This is a genomic window from Altererythrobacter sp. GH1-8, from assembly GCF_043702085.1.
GTDB lineage: Bacteria > Pseudomonadota > Alphaproteobacteria > Sphingomonadales > Sphingomonadaceae > Erythrobacter.
The window spans coordinates 394,864-415,996 of record NZ_CP171690.1 but is presented as its reverse complement, the minus strand read 5'-3'; the positions used below and the strand labels follow the sequence as shown (position 1 = coordinate 415,996).

21 protein-coding genes and 1 tRNA gene are annotated in these 21,133 nt (G+C 61.6%); 12 read left to right on the top strand and 10 right to left on the bottom strand.

Annotated features, from left to right (window positions below; translation table 11 throughout):
* Positions 1-9 precede the first annotated feature (9 nt).
* Complete coding sequence (locus tag ACG9DO_RS02015) at positions 10-645, top strand: isochorismatase family protein (protein ID WP_394730054.1); 636 nt, start codon at positions 10-12, stop codon at positions 643-645.
* Positions 646-657: 12 nt separating this feature from the next.
* On the opposite strand, the gene mtnP is transcribed toward ACG9DO_RS02015, so the two are convergent.
* Positions 658-1,530 carry an S-methyl-5'-thioadenosine phosphorylase gene (gene mtnP / locus ACG9DO_RS02010; RefSeq protein ID WP_394730053.1) on the bottom strand — a complete coding sequence of 291 codons (873 nt, stop codon included), beginning with the start codon at positions 1,528-1,530 and terminating at the stop codon, positions 658-660.
* 254 nt (positions 1,531-1,784) lie between these two features.
* On the opposite strand from mtnP, the gene ACG9DO_RS02005 reads away from it, so the two are divergent.
* Positions 1,785-3,212: an aldehyde dehydrogenase family protein gene (locus tag ACG9DO_RS02005; protein ID WP_394730052.1), complete on the top strand. Its 1,428-nt coding sequence runs from the start codon at positions 1,785-1,787 to the stop codon at positions 3,210-3,212.
* Positions 3,213-3,274: 62 nt separating this feature from the next.
* Here the strand turns inward: ACG9DO_RS02005 and ACG9DO_RS02000 are convergent, their stop codons facing one another.
* The 4 genes from ACG9DO_RS02000 to ACG9DO_RS01985 all read right to left on the bottom strand — a co-directional run bounded on the left by ACG9DO_RS02000 (position 3,275) and on the right by ACG9DO_RS01985 (position 6,884).
* Complete coding sequence (locus tag ACG9DO_RS02000) at positions 3,275-4,615, bottom strand: alpha/beta hydrolase family protein (protein WP_394730050.1); 1,341 nt, start codon at positions 4,613-4,615, stop codon at positions 3,275-3,277.
* Positions 4,616-4,660: 45 nt separating this feature from the next.
* Positions 4,661-5,335: a nitroreductase family protein gene (locus tag ACG9DO_RS01995; RefSeq protein WP_394730049.1), complete on the bottom strand. Its 675-nt coding sequence runs from the start codon at positions 5,333-5,335 to the stop codon at positions 4,661-4,663.
* 40 nt (positions 5,336-5,375) lie between these two features.
* A tRNA-Leu gene (locus ACG9DO_RS01990) sits at positions 5,376-5,462 on the bottom strand.
* A gap of 186 nt (positions 5,463-5,648) precedes the next feature.
* The gene (locus ACG9DO_RS01985) at positions 5,649-6,884 is read right to left on the bottom strand and encodes an MJ0042-type zinc finger domain-containing protein (RefSeq protein ID WP_394730048.1); all 1,236 of its coding nucleotides are present in this window, start codon (positions 6,882-6,884) and stop codon (positions 5,649-5,651) included.
* A 178-nt stretch (positions 6,885-7,062) separates the two neighbouring features.
* Between ACG9DO_RS01985 and ftsE the strand changes: the two genes are divergently transcribed.
* Genes ftsE through ACG9DO_RS01965 form a run of 4 tightly spaced genes read left to right on the top strand, consistent with a single transcriptional unit; the run spans position 7,063 to position 10,020 of the window.
* On the top strand, positions 7,063-7,836 hold the full coding sequence (gene ftsE, locus ACG9DO_RS01980; protein ID WP_394730047.1) for a cell division ATP-binding protein FtsE: 774 nt from the start codon (positions 7,063-7,065) through the stop codon (positions 7,834-7,836).
* Positions 7,833-8,768 carry a cell division protein FtsX gene (locus ACG9DO_RS01975; RefSeq protein WP_394730046.1) on the top strand — a complete coding sequence of 312 codons (936 nt, stop codon included), beginning with the start codon at positions 7,833-7,835 and terminating at the stop codon, positions 8,766-8,768. The genes ftsE and ACG9DO_RS01975 overlap by 4 nt, the downstream gene beginning before the upstream one ends.
* Positions 8,765-9,295 carry a YdcF family protein gene (locus ACG9DO_RS01970; RefSeq protein ID WP_394730045.1) on the top strand — a complete coding sequence of 177 codons (531 nt, stop codon included), beginning with the start codon at positions 8,765-8,767 and terminating at the stop codon, positions 9,293-9,295. The genes ACG9DO_RS01975 and ACG9DO_RS01970 overlap by 4 nt, the downstream gene beginning before the upstream one ends.
* An 11-nt stretch (positions 9,296-9,306) precedes the next feature.
* A complete protein-coding gene (locus ACG9DO_RS01965; RefSeq protein ID WP_394730044.1) occupies positions 9,307-10,020 on the top strand; it encodes a lysophospholipid acyltransferase family protein in 714 nt (237 codons plus the stop codon).
* Here the strand turns inward: ACG9DO_RS01965 and ACG9DO_RS01960 are convergent.
* Positions 9,968-10,870, bottom strand: coding sequence for a prephenate/arogenate dehydrogenase family protein (locus ACG9DO_RS01960; RefSeq protein ID WP_394730043.1), 903 nt, complete (start codon positions 10,868-10,870; stop codon positions 9,968-9,970). The genes ACG9DO_RS01965 and ACG9DO_RS01960 overlap by 53 nt on opposite strands.
* On the bottom strand, positions 10,867-11,967 hold the full coding sequence (locus ACG9DO_RS01955; RefSeq protein ID WP_394730042.1) for a pyridoxal phosphate-dependent aminotransferase: 1,101 nt from the start codon (positions 11,965-11,967) through the stop codon (positions 10,867-10,869). Before ACG9DO_RS01955 ends, ACG9DO_RS01960 begins: the two co-directional genes overlap by 4 nt.
* Before the next feature lie 83 nt (positions 11,968-12,050).
* Here ACG9DO_RS01955 and ACG9DO_RS01950 point away from each other — a divergent pair, with 83 nt between their 5' ends.
* Both ACG9DO_RS01950 and metW read left to right on the top strand, forming a co-directional pair.
* Positions 12,051-13,151 (top strand): homoserine O-acetyltransferase, encoded by a 1,101-nt coding sequence (locus ACG9DO_RS01950; RefSeq protein ID WP_394730041.1) that lies wholly within the window; start codon positions 12,051-12,053, stop codon positions 13,149-13,151.
* Entirely contained in the window at positions 13,144-13,761 is a 618-nt protein-coding gene (gene metW, locus ACG9DO_RS01945) for a methionine biosynthesis protein MetW (protein WP_394730040.1), read from the top strand. The genes ACG9DO_RS01950 and metW overlap by 8 nt, the downstream gene beginning before the upstream one ends.
* A 118-nt stretch (positions 13,762-13,879) precedes the next feature.
* Here the strand turns inward: metW and ACG9DO_RS01940 are convergent, their stop codons facing one another.
* Positions 13,880-14,272 (bottom strand): VOC family protein, encoded by a 393-nt coding sequence (locus tag ACG9DO_RS01940; RefSeq protein WP_394730039.1) that lies wholly within the window; start codon positions 14,270-14,272, stop codon positions 13,880-13,882.
* 103 nt (positions 14,273-14,375) lie between these two features.
* Between ACG9DO_RS01940 and ACG9DO_RS01935 the strand changes: the two genes are divergently transcribed.
* The 4 genes from ACG9DO_RS01935 to ACG9DO_RS01920 all read left to right on the top strand — a co-directional run bounded on the left by ACG9DO_RS01935 (position 14,376) and on the right by ACG9DO_RS01920 (position 18,492).
* Complete coding sequence (locus tag ACG9DO_RS01935; RefSeq protein WP_394730038.1) at positions 14,376-14,762, top strand: hypothetical protein; 387 nt, start codon at positions 14,376-14,378, stop codon at positions 14,760-14,762.
* A 123-nt stretch (positions 14,763-14,885) separates the two neighbouring features.
* Positions 14,886-15,557, top strand: coding sequence for a glutathione S-transferase family protein (locus ACG9DO_RS01930; protein ID WP_394731164.1), 672 nt, complete (start codon positions 14,886-14,888; stop codon positions 15,555-15,557).
* 150 nt (positions 15,558-15,707) lie between these two features.
* The gene (gene msrB, locus ACG9DO_RS01925; RefSeq protein ID WP_394730037.1) at positions 15,708-16,118 is read left to right on the top strand and encodes a peptide-methionine (R)-S-oxide reductase MsrB; all 411 of its coding nucleotides are present in this window, start codon (positions 15,708-15,710) and stop codon (positions 16,116-16,118) included.
* A 124-nt stretch (positions 16,119-16,242) separates the two neighbouring features.
* Positions 16,243-18,492: a transglycosylase domain-containing protein gene (locus ACG9DO_RS01920; protein ID WP_394730036.1), complete on the top strand. Its 2,250-nt coding sequence runs from the start codon at positions 16,243-16,245 to the stop codon at positions 18,490-18,492.
* Between the two features lie 88 nt (positions 18,493-18,580).
* On the opposite strand, the gene ACG9DO_RS01915 is transcribed toward ACG9DO_RS01920, so the two are convergent.
* Positions 18,581-20,137 carry a Do family serine endopeptidase gene (locus ACG9DO_RS01915; protein ID WP_394730035.1) on the bottom strand — a complete coding sequence of 519 codons (1,557 nt, stop codon included), beginning with the start codon at positions 20,135-20,137 and terminating at the stop codon, positions 18,581-18,583.
* 157 nt (positions 20,138-20,294) lie between these two features.
* Positions 20,295-21,131 carry a protease modulator HflC gene (gene hflC, locus ACG9DO_RS01910; RefSeq protein WP_394730034.1) on the bottom strand — a complete coding sequence of 279 codons (837 nt, stop codon included), beginning with the start codon at positions 21,129-21,131 and terminating at the stop codon, positions 20,295-20,297.
* Between the last annotated feature and the right edge of the window lie 2 nt (positions 21,132-21,133).

The following is a 21,133-nucleotide window of genomic DNA, read 5'->3' as shown; positions in this document are numbered from 1 at the left end:
GCTCTTCGGGTGAGCAGCACAGGCGGAGACGCAACAGATAACTATAGCGGCGTCTTCGAGGGCAGGATCGGCTTCGGGAAGAAGCCGGCCCTGATCCTGATCGACTTTGTCGAAGCCTATTTCGACAAGGATTGCGAGCTGTATGCGGGCGTGGAAGACGCGCTCGCATCAGCTATCGAACTGGTTGAAGCGGCGCGCAAGGCGGGCATCCTCATCATCTATACCAATGTCAGCTTCCACCCTTCGATGAAGGATGGCGGGCGGTTTGCACAAAAGGTCGCGCCGTTGCGCAATTTCGTCGCCGGCCATCCTATGGGCAACTGGCCCAAGGGGCTGAGCCCGCGCGAAGACGAGCTGGTCATTTCAAAGCAATATGCGAGCGCGTTCTTCGGGACATCGCTCGCCTCGACCCTCACCGCCAATGGCAATGACAGCCTGATCATCACCGGGCTTTCCACCAGCGGCTGCGTGCGCGCGACTTGCGTTGATGCCTGCCAGCACGGCTTTATCCCGATCGTTGCGCAAGAGGCCGTCGGCGATCGTCACGAAGCTGTTCACAAGGCCAATCTGTTCGACATGAATGCGAAATATGGCGATGTCGTACCCGTGGCGGAAATCCACCAGCATCTCGCCTCGCTCGGTTGAGCGCCCAGCGCTCTACGCGGGCTTGAGCAGTCTTCCCGCTACTGCGTCGAGCTTTGCCAGAACCGCAGGGTCATGCTGATCGGGCGCTGTAATAACCGCATCATCCAATGCAGTGTCGATCGGTGAAGCAGCACGCTTCTTGGGAAGTTTGTTGAGGAAATTGGTGACCACGTCGCGTGCAAGCTGCGAATTGGCCTGCATCTGCGCGACGACCTGGCCGACGTCGACCGCCTCTCCATCGCGCCAGCAATCATAGTCCGTCACCATGCCGATCAGAGCGTAAGGCAGCTCTGCCTCGCGGGCAAGCCGGGCTTCGGGCAGCGCAGTCATGCCGATCACATCTGCCCCCCATTGGCGGTACAAGCGGCTTTCCGCGCGGGTCGAAAATTGCGGGCCTTCCATCGCGAGATAGGTCGCGCCGGTTGCCATCTTGCCTTTGGCCGTAGCAATCGCTTCCGTCAGCATTGCAGAAAGTCGTTCGCATACCGGGTCTGCCATGGAAACATGCGCAACAAAGCCCGTGCTGAAAAAGCTGTCTGCGCGCGCCTTGGTGCGGTCGATGAACTGTTCGACCACGGCAAAGCGGCCCGGTTCAATCTCTTCGCGCAAGGATCCGACGGCAGAGATCGCGATAATGTCCGTGCAGCCTGACCGCTTCAGGGCATCGATATTCGCCCGCGCATTGACCTCGGTAGGCGGGATTGGGTGGCCCCGGCCGTGGCGCGGCAGGAACCGCACGCGCACATCGCCCACCCGCCCGCACAGGATCTCGTCAGACGGCTTGCCCCAGGGCGTGTCCACCGCAATCCATTGCGCGTCTTCCAGCCCCTCCAGCGCGTAGAGGCCCGATCCGCCAATAATCCCGATGGTCCACGGGCTGGTCATGCAATGCGCCCCCTAAGCGAGTTGAGCGTTAAGAAAACAGGTCGATTCAACAAAAGCTTTCGCGCGTTTAGAGCGCTTTGCCATGCCTTGGCAAAGATTTGGTTAGTTTATCGCTAACACAGGCCCCGCCAATGCGCTGTGACCTGCCGCGCCGGATAGGTTGCTCAGCGAAATGCATTTGCAAAGGGTGGCTGCGATGTCCATCTTGGAATGCACGCGAACACAATACGAATCGAGATGGAGAAACGCCCGCTATGGCAACCCAGTACAAGAACCTCATCAACGGCGAGATGGTCGAGACCGGCGAATGGCTCGATGTGGTCAATCCCGCGACGGAACAAGTGATCGGGCAAGTGCCGGTTTGCGGCAGTGAGGAGCTGGATCGTGCGGTGGCCGCCGCACGCGCTGCGTTCAAGACCTGGAAGAAAACCAGCTTTGAAGAACGCCAGGCCGCCTGCATGGCGATCTCTGCCGCGATCAAGGAAAACGCTGACGAACTCTATCGTTTGCTCACGAGTGAGCAGGGCAAGCCGCACGATCAGGCCAAGGGCGAGATTTTTGGCGCGGCTGGCATGGCCAAGGCACAATCGACTCTGAAGCTCGAGGATGTGCTGAGCGAAGATAGCGATACGCGCCTCAGCCGCACCCGGCGTGTGCCGGTCGGCGTGGTGGGCGGGATCGTGCCGTGGAACTTCCCTGTGATGATGGCTATTCAGAAAATCGTGCCGGCGCTGATGAGCGGCTGCACGATTGTGCTGAAGCCTTCGCCCTTCACCCCGCTGACGACCCTGCGCGTTGCAGAGCTGATCGCGGACAAAGTGCCCGCTGGCACCGTCAACATCATCACCGGTGAAGACAGCCTCGGCCCGCTCATCACCGGGCATCCGGATATCGACAAGATCACTTTCACTGGCTCGACCGCGACTGGCAAGAAGATCATGGAAGGTGCGAGCGCGGACCTCAAACGCATCACGCTGGAACTGGGCGGAAACGATGCCTCGATCGTGCTGCCCGATGCTGACCCAAAGAAGGTTGCTGAACAGCTGTTCTGGTCGAGCTTTGCCAATGCCGGTCAGGTCTGTGTGGCGGCGAAGCGCGTCTACATTCACGAGGATATTTATGACGAGCTCAGCGCAGCGATTGTCGAATATGCGAAGAACGTCAAAGTGGGCGATGGTTCGCAGCAGGGCACGGCGGTCGGCCCGGTCCAGAACAAGAAGCAGTATGAGCGCGTGCTTGAGCTGATCGAGGACGCGAAGGCGAACGGCTACAAGTTCCTGCTCGGCGGCGATGTCGACCCGTCAGGCTCGGGCTATTACGTGCCGATCACGATCATGGATAACCCGCCGGAAGACGCACGCATCGTCGCAGAGGAACAGTTCGGCCCGGTCATGCCGCTGCTCAAATTCTCCACCGAGGAGGAAGTGATCGCGCGCGCGAACAATTCCGAGTACGGGCTCGCCGGCGCTGTGTGGACCAGCAACACCGACAAGGGGGTCGAGATTGCAGAGCAGCTCGAAACCGGCACGGTGTGGATCAACGAATACATGCACCTGTCACCCTTCGCGCCGTTTGGCGGGCACAAGCAGTCTGGCTTTGGCGCCGAGTATGGTCTCGATGGCTTGAAGGAATTCACCTATCCGCAGGTGATCACCGTCAAGAAAGACAGCGTGCTTGCTTGATTGGCGCGCGCTCAGGGCATTCGATCTGAGCGCGCGTGGCCAGGTCTGCAAGGGGGTGCCGCCTATTGCGAGGACTCCAGTGTCTCGAAGTTCAGCCCTACGGCCCAGCGGCGCTGAAAGCCGCGCCAGTGCTCTGGCTCGCCATCGCCTGCCAGCTTGCCGTTCAATTGCTCGCCGAACTGGGCCTGCCAGCGGCTATCATTGGCATTGCTGACCGGCACTGAGAGATAGGCGGCCTTGGCGGCGTCGCCTTTCAGGTGCAGGTCGAGAAAGGCGGTGACGAAATGCTGGTTGATGGCATTGATCCGGTCCTGCCGCCAGACCGGCTCATTGAGAAATTCTGCTATGCGGAACGGCGCATCCTCCGCGATCGCAAAGGCATTGCCGACAATATTATGCCGCGCCTCGCGGTACGTCAGCAAGTGGCGCGTGGTCCCTTGAAGCTGCTCGAAAACCCAGTGCACGCCTTCAGCATGGTTGGAAACATCATCTTCGCTGCCGGACACGATCATCGCCGGGATGGAAAGCCTGCCAAGCTTCTCCGCGCTCCACACCCGATTGTCCGGCTGTCCGCCCCACGGCGCAAAGGCGATCACTGCATCGAGCGGCGCGGGCTCCTTTGAGGCAGCGCGCAATGCGTCCAGCGCTGCTGTCGGGACCGTATCGAACGTGTCGCTGGCATAGTCATAATCCGCGCCTGCGGTCGCGATCGCGCCATAGCCGCCCATCGAATAGCCGATCAGGCCCACGCGCTCCGGGTCGATCAGCTTGGCGATTGGCCCGCGGCCGGCAGCGGCATCAGCCAGCAAAGCACCGAGCACCTGGCGCTGATCGAGCGAGCGGTCGACCAGCACCTTGCTGAAGGAATGGACGAAATCGCTGACGTCCTCGATGGGCATGTCGCCGTGATCGATCGAAGCGACGATATAGCCATGCGAGGCAATGTGTTCGCCAAGATTGCTTAGCTGGGTGTTCCACCCATTGAAGCCGTGGCTTATGATGACGAGGGGGAATTGTTCGCCAGAGACAGGCGCGACATCGCTGAACGCACGTCCATCGAATTGCAGCGTGAACGGCTCCATATCGGATGGCCGCATCGTGTGCACGTATGTGACAGGACGCGCGCCATTCGCGCCATCTGCCGGGTACCACAGGCGGACCTTCACAGTGCGGTCCTCGCGCTCGACAGCGCCGGTCGCCATGCCGAGCTTGGTGAAGGTCACACGGCCTTCGAAGGTAAAATCCTGTTCGGCGGTGCCGACAGTATACACGCCGAAGCGTCCCAGTTCAGGGGCCTCGCCAACTGCACCATCATGCACTTGCGGAATCGCCATATAGGCAGCCGTACCGAGCCCGGCGGTTGCCAGCGCGAGTATCCCGAGCGCGATATTTCTCTTCTTCATCGCCTGTTGTGCCTTCCTCTCCCGCTCATTGCTTGCCGCCTCCGCTCAAATGAAGTTCGCGATCCGGTCGAGCGGCTTCTTCTTGAGCGCATGGGTCGGGACGGTCGCGCCTTCAGCGGGATAGCCGACCACCAACAGCAGGTATGGCTTTTCGCTCTTCGGACGGCCGCACAAATCGTTGAGAAAGCTCATCGGCTTGGGCGTATGCGTCAGCATCGCGCAGCCTGCATTGTGCAGCGCTGCGATGAGGAAACCCATCGCGATCCCGACGCTTTCCGGCACGTAGTAGTTTTGCGTTGCGCCATCATCGTCGATGCCGCCCTTGCGCTGGCCGAACACCGCGATGACCCATGGCGCGGTCTCAAGATAGGGCTTGTGCGCATCGGTGCCGAGATCCGCGAGCGCGTCGAGCCACTCTTCGCTGGCGCGGCCCTCATAGAACGCGCGCTCTTCCTTCTCTGCAAGCTCGCGCAGGGTCTTCTTCTTGTCAGGCGAGCCGATCGCGCTGAAGAACCAGGGCTGGTGGTTCGCCCCGCTCGGCGCGCGCCCAGCAGTGAGTATGGCCTGTTCGATCACCTCGCGCGGGATTGGTCGGTCGGAAAATTGCCGGATCGAATGACGCGTGCTCATGCGTCCGAAGAATGCCCGTGCCTCGGCCAGCATCTGTTCGGGAGGCAGCTCTTCCCAATCGGAAAGCGGGACGGAATCGTGATCCTGCATCAGAAAGTGTCCCTGGGCTGGAGGGATCGCCAGGACTGTTTGGTGCGGTCGAGAAGACTCGAACTTCCACGGGCGTTAGCCCACAACGACCTCAACGTTGCGCGTCTACCAGTTCCGCCACGACCGCACACAGTCTTGAAAAAGGCCCGGTGGTAAGACGGGCTTCCTTGCGAACAGGTGCGGCCCCCTAGCAAGGGGCAAAGCGCCCTGCAAGCACTTTGCCGTCCGCGGCGGCATGTTATCGGATTTTGTCTGCGAGGTTACGCCCGAACCGGTACGTCACCGGTGGGTCACCGGTGCGTCATTGGCGCGTCTAGCTTGGTTTCCAGCCGAATTCTGCATATTTCGCCGTGCTGGGCACATCAGCCACCGCTTCGCGAATGACGACTGATTCGCCGGGGGCCAGATCCGCTTGCGGCGGCACGATTTCCCAGCTGAACACGACGACATCCTTGTCATCGAGCAGGTTGACCCGGATCGGCGGTATGTCGACGGTCTCGCGGCCGATGTTGGTCACAGTCCCGCTGGTGGTGAAGTAGGCTCCTCCCTCAGGAACAGCGCGCAAATCCTGCCCTGACTGCGGGAATTCCAGCAGAAGATCAGGCTGCTCCAGCGCGAATTCGGGCTGCTTGATCGGAATCCAGTCAGGCAGGCCGCCGCGCAGATTGAGGAACACGACCATGCCGATGGCGGCCAAGGCGAAGATCGCAGCCGCCCAGGTCCAAAGCTTGAGCGGGTTGCGGCGCGGCTTGAACGGCGCGTCATAATCGAACGCGGTCTCTTCAGCCGAAGCATCCTCATCAAGGTTCGGCGGGCCGTAGATCGGATCGTGGACATATTGCCGGGCGCCGGATGCGCTCTCGCCCTCTGCATCCGCCGCGGTATCTTCGGGATTCTCGTCGACGAATGTTTCAGCGCTGGCTTCAGCAGTTTCGCGTTCGGCTTCCGGCGCGATACTTTCATGCGGCTCAGGTTCCGGCACAACTTCCGGCACAACTTCCGGCACAACTTCCGACTCAGGCACACTTGCAGGCGGCGGATCAGCGCGGACGGTCCCTGACACGGTGGCGACAGAAGCAACGCCTGCGGCCTTGCGCGCTTCGTCGATCGTGCGCCAATGGCTGACCGAGGGCTGAGCCTCCTCCGGTTTGTCCTGCGCGCCTGCATCTTCCTTGCCTAACTCTGATTCGTCAGGCTCCGGCTCATCGCTCTCCGGCTCTGGCTCGGGCTGCGGTTCTTCAGCAACAGGTTCTGGTTCAGGCTCTGGTTCTGGCGCGACAGGCTCAGGCTCAGCTTCAGGCTCAGCTTCAGGCTCTTCCGCAGCCGGCTCTGGCTCAGGTTCCGGCTCAGGAGGCGGCGGCGCTGGAGGTGGAGCAGGAGGAGGGGCTACGACGGGTTCAGGAGCTGGCTCGGGTGACCGCTCCATCTCCGGCCCTTCCTGATACCAGCTGTGTTTGCATTTGGCGCAGCGAACAGTGCGACCTTCGACACCGATGGCTTCGTCGGGCACGACATAACGCGTGCTACAGGCTGGACAGGCGATGATCATCCCGACGCTAGCCTTAAGGCGCGGCCATTCATGCAACAAGCGTTTTAACCTCCGACCTGACGTAAATGTCTGCTTTTTCCACAAAGGTGCGGCTGGTTGGACGCATATCGGATCGAACACCGTGATGCCCGCGCGTTAGTGTTTGCACCGGATCGGGCCGCACGATAGAGCCGCGAACATGAGCGAGGGGCAGACGGAAATCGTCAGTTTCGACAATGTCGGGATGCGTTATGGCACCGGGCCAGAGGTGCTGCGCGACCTGTCCTTCAAGCTGTTTTCAGGCCGGTTCTACTTTTTGACCGGCACCAGCGGGGCGGGCAAGACCAGCCTGCTGCGGATGCTTTACCTCGCGCAGCGTCCGTCACGCGGTGCGATCCGCATGTTTGGCAAGGACCTGATCACGCTTCCGCGCGGAGAATTGCCTGCATTCCGGCGCAAGATCGGGGTGGTTTTCCAGGACTTCCGTCTGGTCGAACATCTCTCTGCGTTCGATAATGTTGCGCTTCCCCTGCGGGTGGCGGGGGTCAAGGAAAGCGATATCATCAAGCCCGTTTCCGACATGCTGGAATGGGTCGGGCTGGCGCACCGCTCTGATGCGCCGCCGCCATCACTGTCCGGCGGGGAGCAGCAGCGCGTCGCGATCGCGCGAGCGGTGATCGCGCGGCCCCGGATCCTTGTCGCGGACGAGCCGACCGGGAACGTCGATCCGGACATGGCAGTGAAGCTGCTGCGCCTGTTTGAAGCGCTCAACCGGCTCGGTACTACTGTCGTCGTCGCGACGCATGATATCCACTTGCTCAAGAAAGTCCCGTCGTCGCTGATCATGCGCCTCGATGAAGGCAAGCTGTTCGATCCGACCGGGATGCTGCGCTATCCGCCCCCGCCGCAAGGCTCGTCAGGCGTGCAAGTCCGGCAAGCCGCTGCGAAAGCGGGCGAAGGGAAAGGCGCATGAAACCGCCCCCTCTTGCCGGGCGCAAGACGCTCAAGCGCGGCGAAGCGCGGATTGGCAAGCAGCGTGCCTCGCAGATCGTTCCGCGCGCTCGGCTGGCAGGCCCTGTGCCGTGGGTCCTTGCGATCATGATCGCGTTGATCGTGGTTGCGAGTGCCGGGGCGCTGTCGCTGGGCAATCTGGCGGATCGCGCGCGCGGCGAGCTGTCCGGCGCTCTGACAGTCCAGGTCATCGAGGCCAACGCGGCGGAGCGCCGAGCGCAAACGGACCGCGCGGCTGAACTGCTCCGCGCTGATGCGGCGGTTGAGGACCTGCGCGTCGTTCCTGAAGAAGAGCTCGATGCCCTGCTCGAGCCATGGCTTGGTACAGGCGATGCGGGGGATGCCGTGCCCATTCCTGCGCTGATCGATGTCCAGCTCACAGGCCCGGCCAACGCAGAAGAAATCGAGCGTTTGCATAATCTCGTCGCCAAGGAAGCGCCCGCCGCTCGGATTGATGCCCAATCGAGCTGGCTGCAGCCCGTTTATTCCGCGCTTTCCGCGCTTCAGTATCTCGCCTTCGCCTTGATCTTGCTGCTTGCCCTTACCGCCGTGACGGCGGTCTGGCTCGCGACGCGAAGCGCGCTTGCGAACAATCGCGACACAGTTGAAATCGTGCATCTGCTCGGCGGCACCGACAGCCAGATAGCGCGCATATTCCAGCGCTCGGTGGGAATTGATGCTATCACTGGCGGAGCGGTCGGACTTGGCCTCGGGCTGGTCGCGGTGTTCATTCTGGCGAGCCAGTTTGCCGCGCTCGATTCAGGCATGATCGGAGGCGGGGTGCTGGACGGGTCAGACTGGCTTGCGATTGCGATGATTCCCGTCGCAGGCGTCGGTATTGCGGTTGTTACAGCGCGCATCACGCTCGGAAATGCGTTAAGGAAGATGCTGTGATCCTGCGCATCATCTCGACCGCCCTGCTGGTGTGGATCTTCGGCTTTGTCTGGTTCTCGCTTGCCTTGCCGCAGCCTGCCGGCGATCTGCAGACCGATGCGGTGATTGTGCCGACCGGGTCCGCCGGGCGGATTCCGCAAGGCCTCAGCGTGCTCGAGCAGGGCCTTGCTGAGCAGTTGCTGGTCACCGGCGTCGATCCGGAAGTGAAACCGGGCGAATTTGCGGCGCAGTTCGGGGTCTCGCGCAGGCGCATGGATTGCTGTGTGACGCTGGGTTTTGCCGCCGTTGATACCAAGAGCAATGCCCTGGAAACCGCAGAATGGGTGGCGGACCGCAACATCACGTCGCTGCGACTGGTGACGGCAGACTGGCACATGCGCCGCGCCGCGCATGAGCTTGAGCTGGCTCTGCCTTCCGATGTCACGATCGTGCGCGATGCGGTGCAGACGGAGCTTGAGCTTGACGGGCTGTTCCTTGAATACAACAAGCTGCTGGCAAGCTGGCTCGCCGGCCTTGTCGACTACTGACGGCCTGCCCCATGCCGGTCCTGCGCAGCCTTGCTTTTTATATCCTGTTCTATCTCGCGAGCGCGCTGCTGGTCATGGCTGCAGTGGTCGCAATGTCGATCAGCAAACAGGCGGTGCGCAATGTGGTGGAGCGGTGGAGCGGCTGGCATCGCTGGTGCGTGACGCGCTTGCTGGGGATCGAAGTTCGGCTGGAGGGGAAACCGGAGGACGGCCCGGTGCTCTACGCCATGAAGCATGAGAGCTTTTTCGAAGCGATTGATGCGCCGACCTTGCTGAAACGGCCCAGCGTCTTTGCCAAGCGTGAACTGTTTGACATCCCCGGCTGGGGGAGGGCGGCATTGTTTTACGGGCTGGTCCCCGTCGCGCGCGAAGAAGGCGCGACCGCGCTGCGCCGAATGATCGTCTCTGCCAGGGACAAGGTCGAAGACGGCAGGCCGCTGGTCATCTTTCCCGAAGGCACGCGCGTTCCGCACGGCACTTCTCCCAAGCTCCAGGCAGGCTTTGCCGGGCTGTACAAGATGCTGCGCCTGCCGGTTGTCCCGGTCGCTGTGAACAGCGGGCCGCTCTACCACCGGCTATGGAAGCGTTCCGGCACGATCACCTACAAGTTTGGCGAACCGATCCCGCCGGGGCTACCGCGCGAGGAGATCGAGGCGCGCGTTCATAAAGCGATCAATGCTCTCGCCCGAAATCCGGGCGTTCATCATCCTGACCCTGTTCGATAATCGAACGGCGGATCGCGCGGGTACGACTGAAGAGCTCGTGCAGCGTTTCGCCATCGCCTGAACGGATCGCGCGCTGGAGAGCGGTCAGATCCTCGGTAAAGCGGCCCAGCATCTCCAGCACGGCGGTCTTGTTGTTCAGGAACACATCCCGCCACATCACCGGATCGCTTGCCGCGATACGGGTGAAATCGCGAAATCCGCCCGCAGAGTATTTGATCACTTCGCCGCGCGTCACCTCTTCCAGATCGCTCGCCGTGCCAACGATCGTGTAGGCGATGAGGTGCGGGATATGGCTGGTGACCGCGAGCACCAGATCATGATGCTGGGCATCCATGATCTCGATCTTCGAGCCGAGCTTCTCCCAGAATTCAGCCAGCGTTGCGACCGCCTGTTCATCTGCCCCTTCAGGCGGGGTCAGGATGCACCAGCGTTCGGCAAACAGGCTGGGAAAGCCTGCGTCCGGCCCGCTTTGCTCCGTCCCGGCGACCGGGTGGGCAGGAATGATCGTGCGGCCCGGCAATGCGTTCGCCAAGGCGATAGCGACGCTCTCCTTGGAAGAGCCGACATCGCTGATAATCGCATTGTCCGGCAGAGCGTCAGCAATCTCTTCCGCCGCCTTGCCCATCGCCCCGACCGGCACGCACAGGATCACGAGGTCCGCCTTGCAGACCGCTTCTGCTGCAGTCTCGGCAATATGGTTGGCAAGCCCGCGTTCGTTCGCCCGCTTGCGCACATCCGCGTCCGCATCGTACCCGGTTGTGACGATGTCCGGCGCGCGCTCGCGAATGGCGAGGCCGATTGAGCCGCCGAGCAGTCCCAGTCCGATGATGGCGACATTGTGGATGCTCATGCGGCTTCTCCGCAAAGCTGCCGCAGGGTGGCGATCACGTCGTCCATGTGCTGCTCGCTTCCGATCGTGATGCGCAGCGCATCGGGCAGGGCCGGGCTGGGGTTGTTGCGCACCGCATAGCCTGCGTCCGCCAGAACCTTGAGAGCAGCTTCGGCTGTGACCTCGCCTTCGAACAGGACCAGGACGAAATTCGCCTGGCTGGGGATGGCGCGCAAGCCGTGATTGCCGAGTGCCTGAACGGCTTCGATCAGGCGCTGACGACCGCGCGCATTCGCCTGGCGCGACCGCTCGACAAATTCCTGATCCGCCAGCGCAGCGCATGCCGCATTCTGTCCCTGCGTAGAAACGTTGAAAGCCCCGCGCAGTCGCTGCAGGCCAGCAACTATCGCAGGCGCTCCCGTGGCCCAACCGATCCTGAGGCCCGCAAGGCCATAGGCTTTCGAAAACGTGCGGGTCACCAGAACGTTGCTGGCTTCCCAGGCAAGCACCAATCCGTCATCATCCATGCCGTCATCGACATATTCCGCATAGGCCTGATCCAGCACCAGCAGGACGTTGCCTGGAAGGCCTTGATGCAAGCGGCGGACCTCATCGCGGGCAAGATGTGTTCCGCACGGGTTGTTCGGATTGTCCAGCAATACAACCCGGGTCTTGTCCGTTACGGCAGCGAGGATCGCATCCACGCTCGCGACGAAATTCTCGTCTTTGACCGCGACCGGCACCGCGCCGACCTTGCGCGTGATCAGCGGGTAGAGCGAGAAGGAGTATTGCGAGAACAGCACTTCATCGCCCGGCCCGGCGTAGGCCTGCACAGCGCAATGCAGCAATTCGCCTGATCCGGTCCCGCAAACAATCAGGGCAGGATCGATTCCGTGGAGCTTGCCAATGGCCTTGGTCAATTCCAGCGCGCCGGGGTCAGGATAGTCGGCCGGGTTGCCCGGATCGCGCAAAGCATCGAGCGCCGCCGGGCTGCAACCCAGCGGGTTCTCATTGGCCGACAGCTTGATCAGGGTGCGCCCGTCATCGGATTTGGACTTGCCCGGCACATAGGGCCGCAATTCCTCGATCCAGGGCTTCAATTGGGGGTCGGTTGGCATAGCGGCATGGCGCATAACGCATTCGCGCCTGAAAAACAGCACAATTGACAGCGCGGTCGCTCTCGCTCAATCGGCGGGCAGCCATGGCCAAAGCATCCACCTCGCAAAGCATCACGCTCGATCACCCGCTTGCCCTCGATAGCGGGCAGGAACTCGCGCAGGTCGACATCGCCTATGAAACCTATGGCGCGCTTGACGAGGCGAAGTCCAACGCGATCCTGATCTGCCATGCATTGACCGGCGACCAATATGTGGCGAGCGACCATCCCATCACCGGCAAGCCGGGCTGGTGGGAGAACATGGTGGGCTCTGGCAAGCCGCTGGACACCGACCGTTTCCACGTGATCTGCGCCAATGTCATCGGCAGCTGCATGGGTTCGACCGGCCCGGCAAGCCTTGCGAGTGATGGCAAGCCGCTCGCGATGCGCTTTCCGGTGATAACGATCCGCGACATGGTCCGCGGACTGGTGGGTTTGCTCGACGCGCTCGGGATCGAGCAGCTCCACGCAGTGGTCGGCGGCTCCATGGGCGGAATGCAGGCGCTGAGCCTTGCCGCCAACTGGCCGGAGCGCGCGGCGCGCGTGCTCGCGATTGCAACGACTGCGCGTCACTCGGCGCAGAACATCGCCTTTCACGAGGTCGGGCGGCAGGCGATCATGGCGGACCCCAATTGGCGCGATGGCGACTATTACAGCCATGACACAAAGCCTGATAACGGCCTCGCAGTCGCGCGCATGGCGGCGCATATCACGTACCTCTCAGAGGAGGGGCTGACAGAGAAATTCGGGCGGCGGCTGCAGGATCGGGACGCCAAGAGCTTTGGCTTCGATGCGGATTTCCAGGTCGAAAGTTATCTGCGCTATCAAGGCAGCGGTTTTACCCGTCGCTTCGATGCCAACAGCTACCTCTACATCACCCGCGCGATGGATTACTTCGACTTGGCCGAAGAGCATGGCGGCAAACTTGCCAATGCCTTTGCAGGATCGAAATCGCGCTTCTGCCTCGTCAGTTTTGACAGCGACTGGCTCTACCCGACATCGGAGAGCCGCCACATCGTCCATGCGCTCAATGCCGCCGGGGCCAAGGTGAGCTTTGTCGAGCTGAGCGCCCCGTTCGGCCATGACAGTTTCCTGCTCGATGTGCCTGCGCTCGACCGGGTTATCGAAGGTTTTCTCAATGGTTGATCTTGGGGCTGAGCGGCCCGGACCAAATCTACGCCCTGACCTTGCTGTGATCGCGCAGGCGGTGAAGCCAGGCACGCGCGTGCTCGACATCGGCTGCGGTGACGGCGCGTTGATGGCGGAGCTTGCTGCCAATCGCGAGGTCGATGCACGCGGCCTTGAAATCGATCCTGAGCAGGTCGAGCGCTGCGTCGCTCGCGGCCTGCCCGTGGTTCAGGGCGATGCCGACCGGGATCTCGCCGATTATCCTGACAAGGCATTCGACTACGCTATTCTCAGCCAGACACTGCAAACCGCCGCGCGGCCGGACCGGATGCTGGAAGAGCTGTTGCGCGTAGGTCAGAAGGCCTTTGTCAGCTTCCCCAACTTTGCGCATTGGCGCACCCGTGCGGCGCTGATGTTCGGGGGGCGGATGCCGGTTACGCGCGCGTTGCCGGTGAGCTGGTACGCGACGAAGAACATCCACCATGTGACGATTGACGATTTCCGCGAACTCGCCCGCGAGAAAGGCGCGCAGATAGAAAACCAGTGGTTCTTTTCCGATGAAGCGCAAATCGGCGCGACAGGAGCTAACTGGCGCGCCGAATTTGCAGTGTTTGAATTATCTCGGTGAGCGGTTTCTATCCGCTACCCAGCCACCCGCTCTCTCCGCCCTTCCACCCGGATTATCATGCCGGGTTAATATCCGGGTGGAAGGGCGGAGAGAGCGGGTGGCGAGGCCCAATCAACGGTCAGCCGGCGCGGTGGAAACCGCACAGCTTGTTACCATCGGGATCGCGCAGATAGGCGAGGTCCATCGGGCCCATCGTGCTGTCGCGGCGGCCAGGCGGGTCTTCGCAAGTGCTGCCTCCATTGGCGACGCCGGCATCATGCCAGGCCTGGACCTGCTCCATGCTGTCGCACTTGAAGCCGATCGTGCCGCCATTGGCAAAGGTTGCCGGCTTACCGTCGATCGGCTCGCTGATGCCGAAAGTCCCGCCATTGTGATTCCAGAAAGCACGGTGAATGCCCTCATCGGTGACATGCACCATTGGCTCGCCCGCCCCGAGGGTCGAGAGGATCGCGTTGTAGAATGCCTTGGACTTCTCGAAATCGTTCGCGCCTACCATGATATGACTGAACATGAATCGGTTCTCCTTTGAAACTGAGCGTTGCCTAAGCTTGTCCCGTTCGCGTGACAAGCTGTTGCTAGTGCGCGGTTCATCTTTGCGCGCTATAAAGACCGCCATGACCAAGCCTCTTCTTGCCGCCGCCTTGCTTGCTGCACTATCGCCAGCCGCCCTTGCACAACCCGACACGGCCGCGCCGTTTGATCCCGCGAGCGTCCAGTTGTCGCTCGAGAATAAGGGCTTGCTGCGATGCTCGGCGGCCTTTGCCTTGGTCAGCTTCGGTCAGGATAATGGCAATGAAGCCGCACTTGTCTGGCCCAGGCTTGATCCGCGCGGGCAGGAATTCTTCGTCCGCTCGCTGGCCAAGCTGATGGATGAAACAGGGCTCGACCGTGATCAGGTGTCAGCGCTTGCGTCGCGTGAAGCGCAGCGCTTGCTCGACGAGAATCAGGTCGATGCAGTAATGCCTGCTTGCCTCGCCATGCTGGAGAGTTCGAACCTTTAGGGTCTCGGCAGCGAGGCCAAGCCGCGCGAATTGTATGAATGCGGCAGATGCACAGCTATTTTTGAACCGCTTGCCGCTGAAGTGTTTACCGCCTGATCGCCATGCGCCATGACGCCAAGAGCTATGTGGCAACTCTACCAATTTCCTCTGTGTCCTTTCAGCCGAAAAATCCGCCTGTTGCTGGGCGAAAAAGGTGTGCCGTTTGAACTGGTGCGGGAAGATCCCTGGGCAGCGAACGACATGTTTTTCAACCTCAATCCGGCTGGGCGAACGCCGGTGATGGTGAACGCCGACAAGGAACTGGTGCTGTCCGACAGTCGCGCGATTGCGGAGTATTTCGAAGAAACAGTGGATGCCTCGCCGATGATCAACGGATCGTCAGCCAACCGGGCAGAGATCCGCCGCCTCGTCGCATTGTTCGACGAGAACTTCTATGCCGATGTCACCGCGCCGCTGTTGCTGGAGCGGATGAAGAAGCGGCTGTTCCTGCGCGAACCGCCCGATTCGCGAATGCTGCGTGAAGCGATGCGGTTGGCGCACGGGCATCTCGATTACATGGACTATCTGATCGACACGCGCCCGTGGCTCGCCGGGCCGACCATGAGCCTGGCAGACCTTGCGGCAGCCGCGCAGATCTCTGTCGCGGACTATCTGGGCGGGATCGACTGGTCCGGGCACGAACAGTCACGCGGCTGGTATTCTGTGTTCAAGAGCCGCCCGAGCTTCCGCCCGCTGCTGACCGAACGGATGGACGTGATCCGTCCGCCTGCTCACTACGCAGAGATTGATATCTAAAGGTCGCGCGCCCATTTGATGGGCAGGCAGCGGCAGTTTGCGCAGCAAACCAAAGACCGAGTGGCCGCTCCCGACGAGGGCAGCTTGCCTGCCCGGAAGCGAGGAAAGCCAAGCACGCGGATGCGTGCGTAGGCGCTTGAGGAAAGAAAGATGACCGACAATCCCAAGAACCTGACTGAAGCCGAATGGCGCGAGCGTTTGACGCCCGAGCAGTACCATGTGCTGCGCGAGGCGGGCACGGAGCGCGCGTTCACAGGCCAGTATGACAAGCATTACGAGGAAGGCGAATACACCTGCGCCGGATGCGGAACGGTGTTGTTCGAAAGCGATGCGAAGTACAACTCAGGCTGCGGCTGGCCTGCTTTCACGAAGCCTGAAAGCGGCGACAAGATCGAGGAAAAGCGCGACGCCAGCTTTGGCATGATCCGCACCGAAGTGCTGTGCGCGAATTGCGGCGGGCACCTTGGCCATGTCTTCCCCGATGGACCTCAGGAAAAGGGCGGTCTGCGCTATTGCATCAATTCGCTCAGCCTCGATTTTGACGGCAAGGATACGGATTAGGATTAATCTGCCCGGTCAGGAGCACAATTGACCCGTTCACGCCGGGTTAGGTTTGCCTTATGCAGGGCAGCAGCAAGGTCGGGGCGCTGGTCGCCTCAAATCAGGTGGATGATCCAGCGACACAATGTCACGGCGCGGCGACAAGATTTCCAACAAGGGTAAGCGTGGCTCTCGCCGGGCTGCGGCGGAACGCGGCCAGACCTCGCAAAAGCCGAGGCGTGTTTCGCGGCGCTCGCGCAAGAGTGACAGGCCGGCATCGCCGTTGCGCAAATGGATCAAGCGGCTCGCGATCGGAGGCGGCCTGGCAGCGCTGATCGCCGCGATCGGACTGTCGATCGCGGTCGGCACAGCGGCGAGCAATCTGCCCAGCTTCTATCAGCTCAAGACCACCCAGACCGCGCAGACCATCCTGGTGCGCGCGCGCGATGGGACCGAGATCGTCGAAATCGGACCGAGTTTTGGCGAATGGCTCGACTATGACGACATTCCGCAGACCATGAAGGATGCAATGATCGCGGTGGAAGACCGCCGCTATTATTCGCATTTCGGGCTCGATCCGATCCGTCTGACGGGTGCGGTCGTCGAAGGTGTTACAGGCGATGACCGGATCGGCGGCACTTCGACCATTTCCCAGCAGCTCGCCCGCAACCTGTTCCTCAACAACAACCGCTCGTTCGATCGCAAAGCGCGCGAGGCGATCCTGGCGATGGCGCTCGAATGGAAATTCTCGAAGGCCCAGATCCTCGAACTGTATCTCAACAAGGTCTATTTCGGCGGCGGGGCCTATGGGATCGACAGCGCAAGCCGGACCTTCTTCAGCCACCCGGCGAATACCCTGTCGACGGCCGAAGCTGCGATTATCGCAGGGATGGTGAAAGCCCCCAGCAGCTATTCGCCGACCGCAGATGTGGACGCAGCGGTGGGCCGCGCGCGCGTCGTGCTGCAATTGATGGAAGAGCAGGGTTTCATTACCCCAGCGCAGGCCAATGTCGATGTTGACGCAGTCAATCTGAAAAAGAGCCAGGGGACGAATTCCGTCCGCTATTTCACCGACTGGGCCTTGCCGCAGCTCGACCTGCTGTTGCCTGAAACCTATGAATCGCTGGAAGTGTGGACCACGATCGATGTCAACCTGCAGAAGGCAGCGACCGATGCGATCAGGGCGAACACACCAGAAGGCGCACAAGGGGCGCTGGTGAGCCTGGATCGCGACGGGGCGATCCTCGCCATGGTTGGCGGCCGGGACTACGTTGAAAGCAATTACAACCGCGCGACCAATGCGATGCGCCAGCCCGGCTCCAGCTGGAAGCTGTTCGTGTACCTCGCAGCGCTGGAACGCGGTTACACGCCGGATGACCGGATAGTCGACGAACCCGTTTCGATCGACGGCTGGAGCCCGCGCAATTCCAATGGGCAGAACCTGGGCGAGACCAATCTGCGCACAGCCTTCGCATTGTCGATCAACACCGTGGCGGCCAAGCTCGGCAATGAGACCAGCTTCGGGGCGGTGGCCAGCATGGCGCGCCGGTTCGGGATCAGCTCGCAAATTTCCTCTTACCCCTCGATGGTGCTGGGCTCCAACGAAGTGCGCGTGATCGAGATGGTCCAGGCGTTTGCCGCGATCTCTGCCAAAGGCACGTCAGTGGCACCCTATGGCATCACCCGCGTGACCACTGCGAGCGGAGAAGAACTCTACCGCCACGAAAAGCCGCGCCAGAGCCAGCTTATACCGGATTACGTCGCAGCGGGCATGACTGACATGCTGCAGACCGCCGTCAACACCGGCACCGCCCGCGCGGCGCAGATCGGGCGGCCCGTTGCCGGCAAGACGGGTACGACCAACTCCAACAAGGACGGCTGGTTCGTTGGCTTCTCAAGCGGGATAACCACGGGCGTATGGATGGGCCGTGACGATGCGAAACCCGTGCGCGGGCTGCAGGGCGGGCGTGCTCCTGCACGCGCCTTTGCCGACTTCATGGTCAAGGCTGTTGCCGATCGTCCAGTGGAAGAGTTCGATACCGAAGTGAACCTGCCGGAATGGCAGCTCGAGCCGGATGAGCAATATCTCTACGGCGGTGATCCTGACGACTATTACTATATCGACGAGCAAGGCAATCTGATCGAGCCGGGTGGTCCACGCCAGGTTCCGGGCGACATGCCGCTTGGCCCTGACGGGATGCCCTTGCCATCCAGACAGGGTGTGCCGCCGGCCGCATCGGATGACTTCCTTGACCGCGCAACCGGCGAGCGGCGGCAGCCTGAAACGTTCGACGACGCGTTCTCTCAGGGCCGCAACCAGCCGCCGCCGATGCCGCGCACGATCAGACCTTCCGAGGCTCAGCGCGAGCAGCAGCGACCCGCTCAGGAGCGATAGTTCAGCCTGGAGTGGCGCCAAGAAAAAAGGCGCCGCGGATCGCTCCGCAACGCCTTTTAGCTCAGGGTTCGGGGTCTTCGGACGCGCCTTAGCGCAGCCTTACGGCGACATAGACCGGATTGGCGCTGCGGCGCGGCCTCACGGTTAGCAGCACCACCTTGCGTCCTTCGGCTTCAGCCGCAAGAATTGCCTGCTCCAGCGTAGCAATCGAGCTGACCGGATTGTACTGTACTTCAAGGATGATATCGCCGCGATTGAGGCCCTTGCGCGCCGCATCGGCATTGCGATCAACCCCGGCGATCACCACGCCTTGTGTGTCTTCAGAGACGCCCAGTTGACGCGCGATATCTTCAGTCAGCTCGAGAACGGCAAGGCCGACTTTCTCTTCCACGACGCCGCCAGCCTCTTCAGGCACTTGTTCTTCTTCCGCGTCAGGGTCGAAGGTCTGTTGCTGCATCAGCTCTTCCGCGCTGGGACGCTTGCCGATGGTGGCATTGACCGTCATTCGGCGTCCGTCACGGATCAGATCGATCGGAACGCGGGTGCCGGGTTCGATGTTTGCGACGATGAAGGACAAGGTCTCGTCGCGCGTCACCTGCTTGCCGTCGATCCTCGTAACAATATCGCCTGCCTTGATCCCCGCCTTGTCTGCCGCGTCGCCTTCGCGCACGAATTGCACGATCTCACCGCGATTACGCGGGAGGCCCAGCGCGTCCGCCATGTCGTCATCGACCGGGGCGATGTTCACACCCAGGAAGCCGCGCTGGATCTCTTCACCTGCCCTCAGCTTTTCGACGATGGGAGCGGCAATGTCTGACGGAATCGCAAAGCCGATCCCGACATTCCCGCCAGACGGGGAAAAGATCGCATTGTTGATGCCGATCACATTGCCCTTCATGTCGAACAGCGGACCGCCCGAATTGCCGCGGTTGATGCTGGCATCAGTCTGGATGTAGCGCTCATACGCTCCGCCACGGCCATTGGGCGGTGTGCGCAGAACCGCCGAGACGATACCACTGGTAACCGTTCCACCAAGCCCGAACGGGTTGCCGATGGCAATCACCCAGTCGCCCACGCGCGCTTCATTGCTGTCGCCGAATTCGACGAAGGGGAAGGTCTTGTTCGACTGGATCTTGAGAACTGCCAGGTCGCTGGCTGCGTCAGCTCCGACCAGCTCTGCCTCGTATTCCGTGCCATCGGGCATGGTAACGGTAATTTCTTCCAGCGTGATGCGCGGACCGCGCCCGCCGCCGTTGTCGCCGGGGGGAGAGACCACGTGATTGTTGGTCACCACATAGCCGTCAGCGGAAATAATGAAGCCCGAGCCCAATGATTGCGCTTCGCGGGTTTGCGGCTCGGTCGGTTGCGGCTGGCGGCGCTGGAACATGTCCGCGAACGGCGTACCGGCAAACGGGTTGTTGGCCTGCACTTCCACCCGCTGGCGGGTCGCAATGTTGACCACCGCTGGCTGCAGCTGCGCGGTCAGGTCCGCAAAGCTCTCTGGAGCGCCGGCGCGCGGCACAACGCGGGCCATCTCTGTCTCGTCGTTTTGTGCAACCTGCGCGCCAGCCGGATAACCGGTTGTCAGCGATACAGCTGCTCCACCGAGCAGCAGGGCAGTGCTTAGTCCATAAACGTAACGCATCGGGGCCTTGGTCCTCTTTGCTCTATTCGTGTCGTTGGCCTGCCGAAGAGCTTCTCGTCAGGCCGAAAATCTGCCGCCACAAAAGGCCAGCGCCACTGAACCGCAATTGAACGGCGCAGACAGTTTGCCGAGGGCAGTGTTCCGTTCGTCGAGCGGTCTAGCGACGCCCTCCGCGGAACTGACGCAGATACTCATTATCCGGCGACAGGATGATGGAGCTTTCACCTCGTCCTTCGCCTTGCGCAAATGTGGAGTCATAGCTCTGCATCGCGCGGTAGAAGTCGTAGAATTCCGGGTCCTTGCCAAAAGCGTCGGCGTAAGTGCGAGCGGCTTCAGCATCGGCTTCTGCGCGGATTACCACCGCGTCACGCTGGCCTGCTGCGCGAATCGCCCGCGCTTCACGCTCACGATCCGATTCCATTCGGCGGAAAGCCGATTGCAGCGGTGCATCGGGCAAGTCGGTGCGCTTGATCTGCACATCTATCACTTCCGCGCCGTATTGCCGTGCTTCGCGGTCGAGGTTCGCGCGAACATTCGCGAGCGCAGAGCCGCGCTCTGCTGTCAGCATTGATTGGAAGGTGCGGCGACCGAGCTCCTGCCGCAAAGCCGAGTTCAGAATCGGCTCAAGCGCGTTGCGTACGCCATCGGTTGTCCCGGCGCGCTCCACCATGCGGATCGGATCGACGATGCGGAAACGCGCATAGGCATTGACGAGCAAGCGTTGCTGGTCGTTGGAGAGCACTTCCTCATCGGTCATGTCGAGATCGAGCAGGCGCTTCTCGATCCGGCGTACCGAATCGATGAAGGGGACGCGCAGATAAAGGCCTGCGCCTGTCCGCCCGCCCGGCGTGTTCACCGTGCCGACCGGTTCACCCGTGCGGACGATGACGACTTGCTCTTCTTCAGGCACCACATAGGCGCTCAAGGAGAACACTACGATGGCGCCGATGAGCGCCATGAACGCCAGACGATAATTTTGCCAGACATTGCTCATGA

Excerpts from the sequence above, each read along its gene's own strand:
- mtnP (WP_394730053.1), bottom strand. The coding sequence starts at position 1,530 with ATGACCAGCCCGTGGACCATCGGGATTATTGGCGGATCGGGCCTCTAC.
- ACG9DO_RS02005 (WP_394730052.1), top strand. The coding sequence starts at position 1,785 with ATGGCAACCCAGTACAAGAACCTCATCAACGGCGAGATGGTCGAGACC.
- ACG9DO_RS02000 (WP_394730050.1), bottom strand. The coding sequence starts at position 4,615 with ATGAAGAAGAGAAATATCGCGCTCGGGATACTCGCGCTGGCAACCGCC.
- ACG9DO_RS01995 (WP_394730049.1), bottom strand. The coding sequence starts at position 5,335 with ATGCAGGATCACGATTCCGTCCCGCTTTCCGATTGGGAAGAGCTGCCT.
- ACG9DO_RS01985 (WP_394730048.1), bottom strand. The coding sequence starts at position 6,884 with ATGATCATCGCCTGTCCAGCCTGTAGCACGCGTTATGTCGTGCCCGAC.
- ftsE (WP_394730047.1), top strand. The coding sequence starts at position 7,063 with ATGAGCGAGGGGCAGACGGAAATCGTCAGTTTCGACAATGTCGGGATG.
- ACG9DO_RS01975 (WP_394730046.1), top strand. The coding sequence starts at position 7,833 with ATGAAACCGCCCCCTCTTGCCGGGCGCAAGACGCTCAAGCGCGGCGAA.
- ACG9DO_RS01965 (WP_394730044.1), top strand. The coding sequence starts at position 9,307 with ATGCCGGTCCTGCGCAGCCTTGCTTTTTATATCCTGTTCTATCTCGCG.
- ACG9DO_RS01960 (WP_394730043.1), bottom strand. The coding sequence starts at position 10,870 with ATGAGCATCCACAATGTCGCCATCATCGGACTGGGACTGCTCGGCGGC.
- ACG9DO_RS01955 (WP_394730042.1), bottom strand. The coding sequence starts at position 11,967 with ATGCCAACCGACCCCCAATTGAAGCCCTGGATCGAGGAATTGCGGCCC.
- ACG9DO_RS01950 (WP_394730041.1), top strand. The coding sequence starts at position 12,051 with ATGGCCAAAGCATCCACCTCGCAAAGCATCACGCTCGATCACCCGCTT.
- metW (WP_394730040.1), top strand. The coding sequence starts at position 13,144 with ATGGTTGATCTTGGGGCTGAGCGGCCCGGACCAAATCTACGCCCTGAC.
- ACG9DO_RS01940 (WP_394730039.1), bottom strand. The coding sequence starts at position 14,272 with ATGTTCAGTCATATCATGGTAGGCGCGAACGATTTCGAGAAGTCCAAG.
- ACG9DO_RS01935 (WP_394730038.1), top strand. The coding sequence starts at position 14,376 with ATGACCAAGCCTCTTCTTGCCGCCGCCTTGCTTGCTGCACTATCGCCA.
- ACG9DO_RS01930 (WP_394731164.1), top strand. The coding sequence starts at position 14,886 with ATGTGGCAACTCTACCAATTTCCTCTGTGTCCTTTCAGCCGAAAAATC.
- msrB (WP_394730037.1), top strand. The coding sequence starts at position 15,708 with ATGACCGACAATCCCAAGAACCTGACTGAAGCCGAATGGCGCGAGCGT.
- ACG9DO_RS01920 (WP_394730036.1), top strand. The coding sequence starts at position 16,243 with ATGTCACGGCGCGGCGACAAGATTTCCAACAAGGGTAAGCGTGGCTCT.
- ACG9DO_RS01915 (WP_394730035.1), bottom strand. The coding sequence starts at position 20,137 with ATGCGTTACGTTTATGGACTAAGCACTGCCCTGCTGCTCGGTGGAGCA.
- hflC (WP_394730034.1), bottom strand. The coding sequence starts at position 21,131 with ATGAGCAATGTCTGGCAAAATTATCGTCTGGCGTTCATGGCGCTCATC.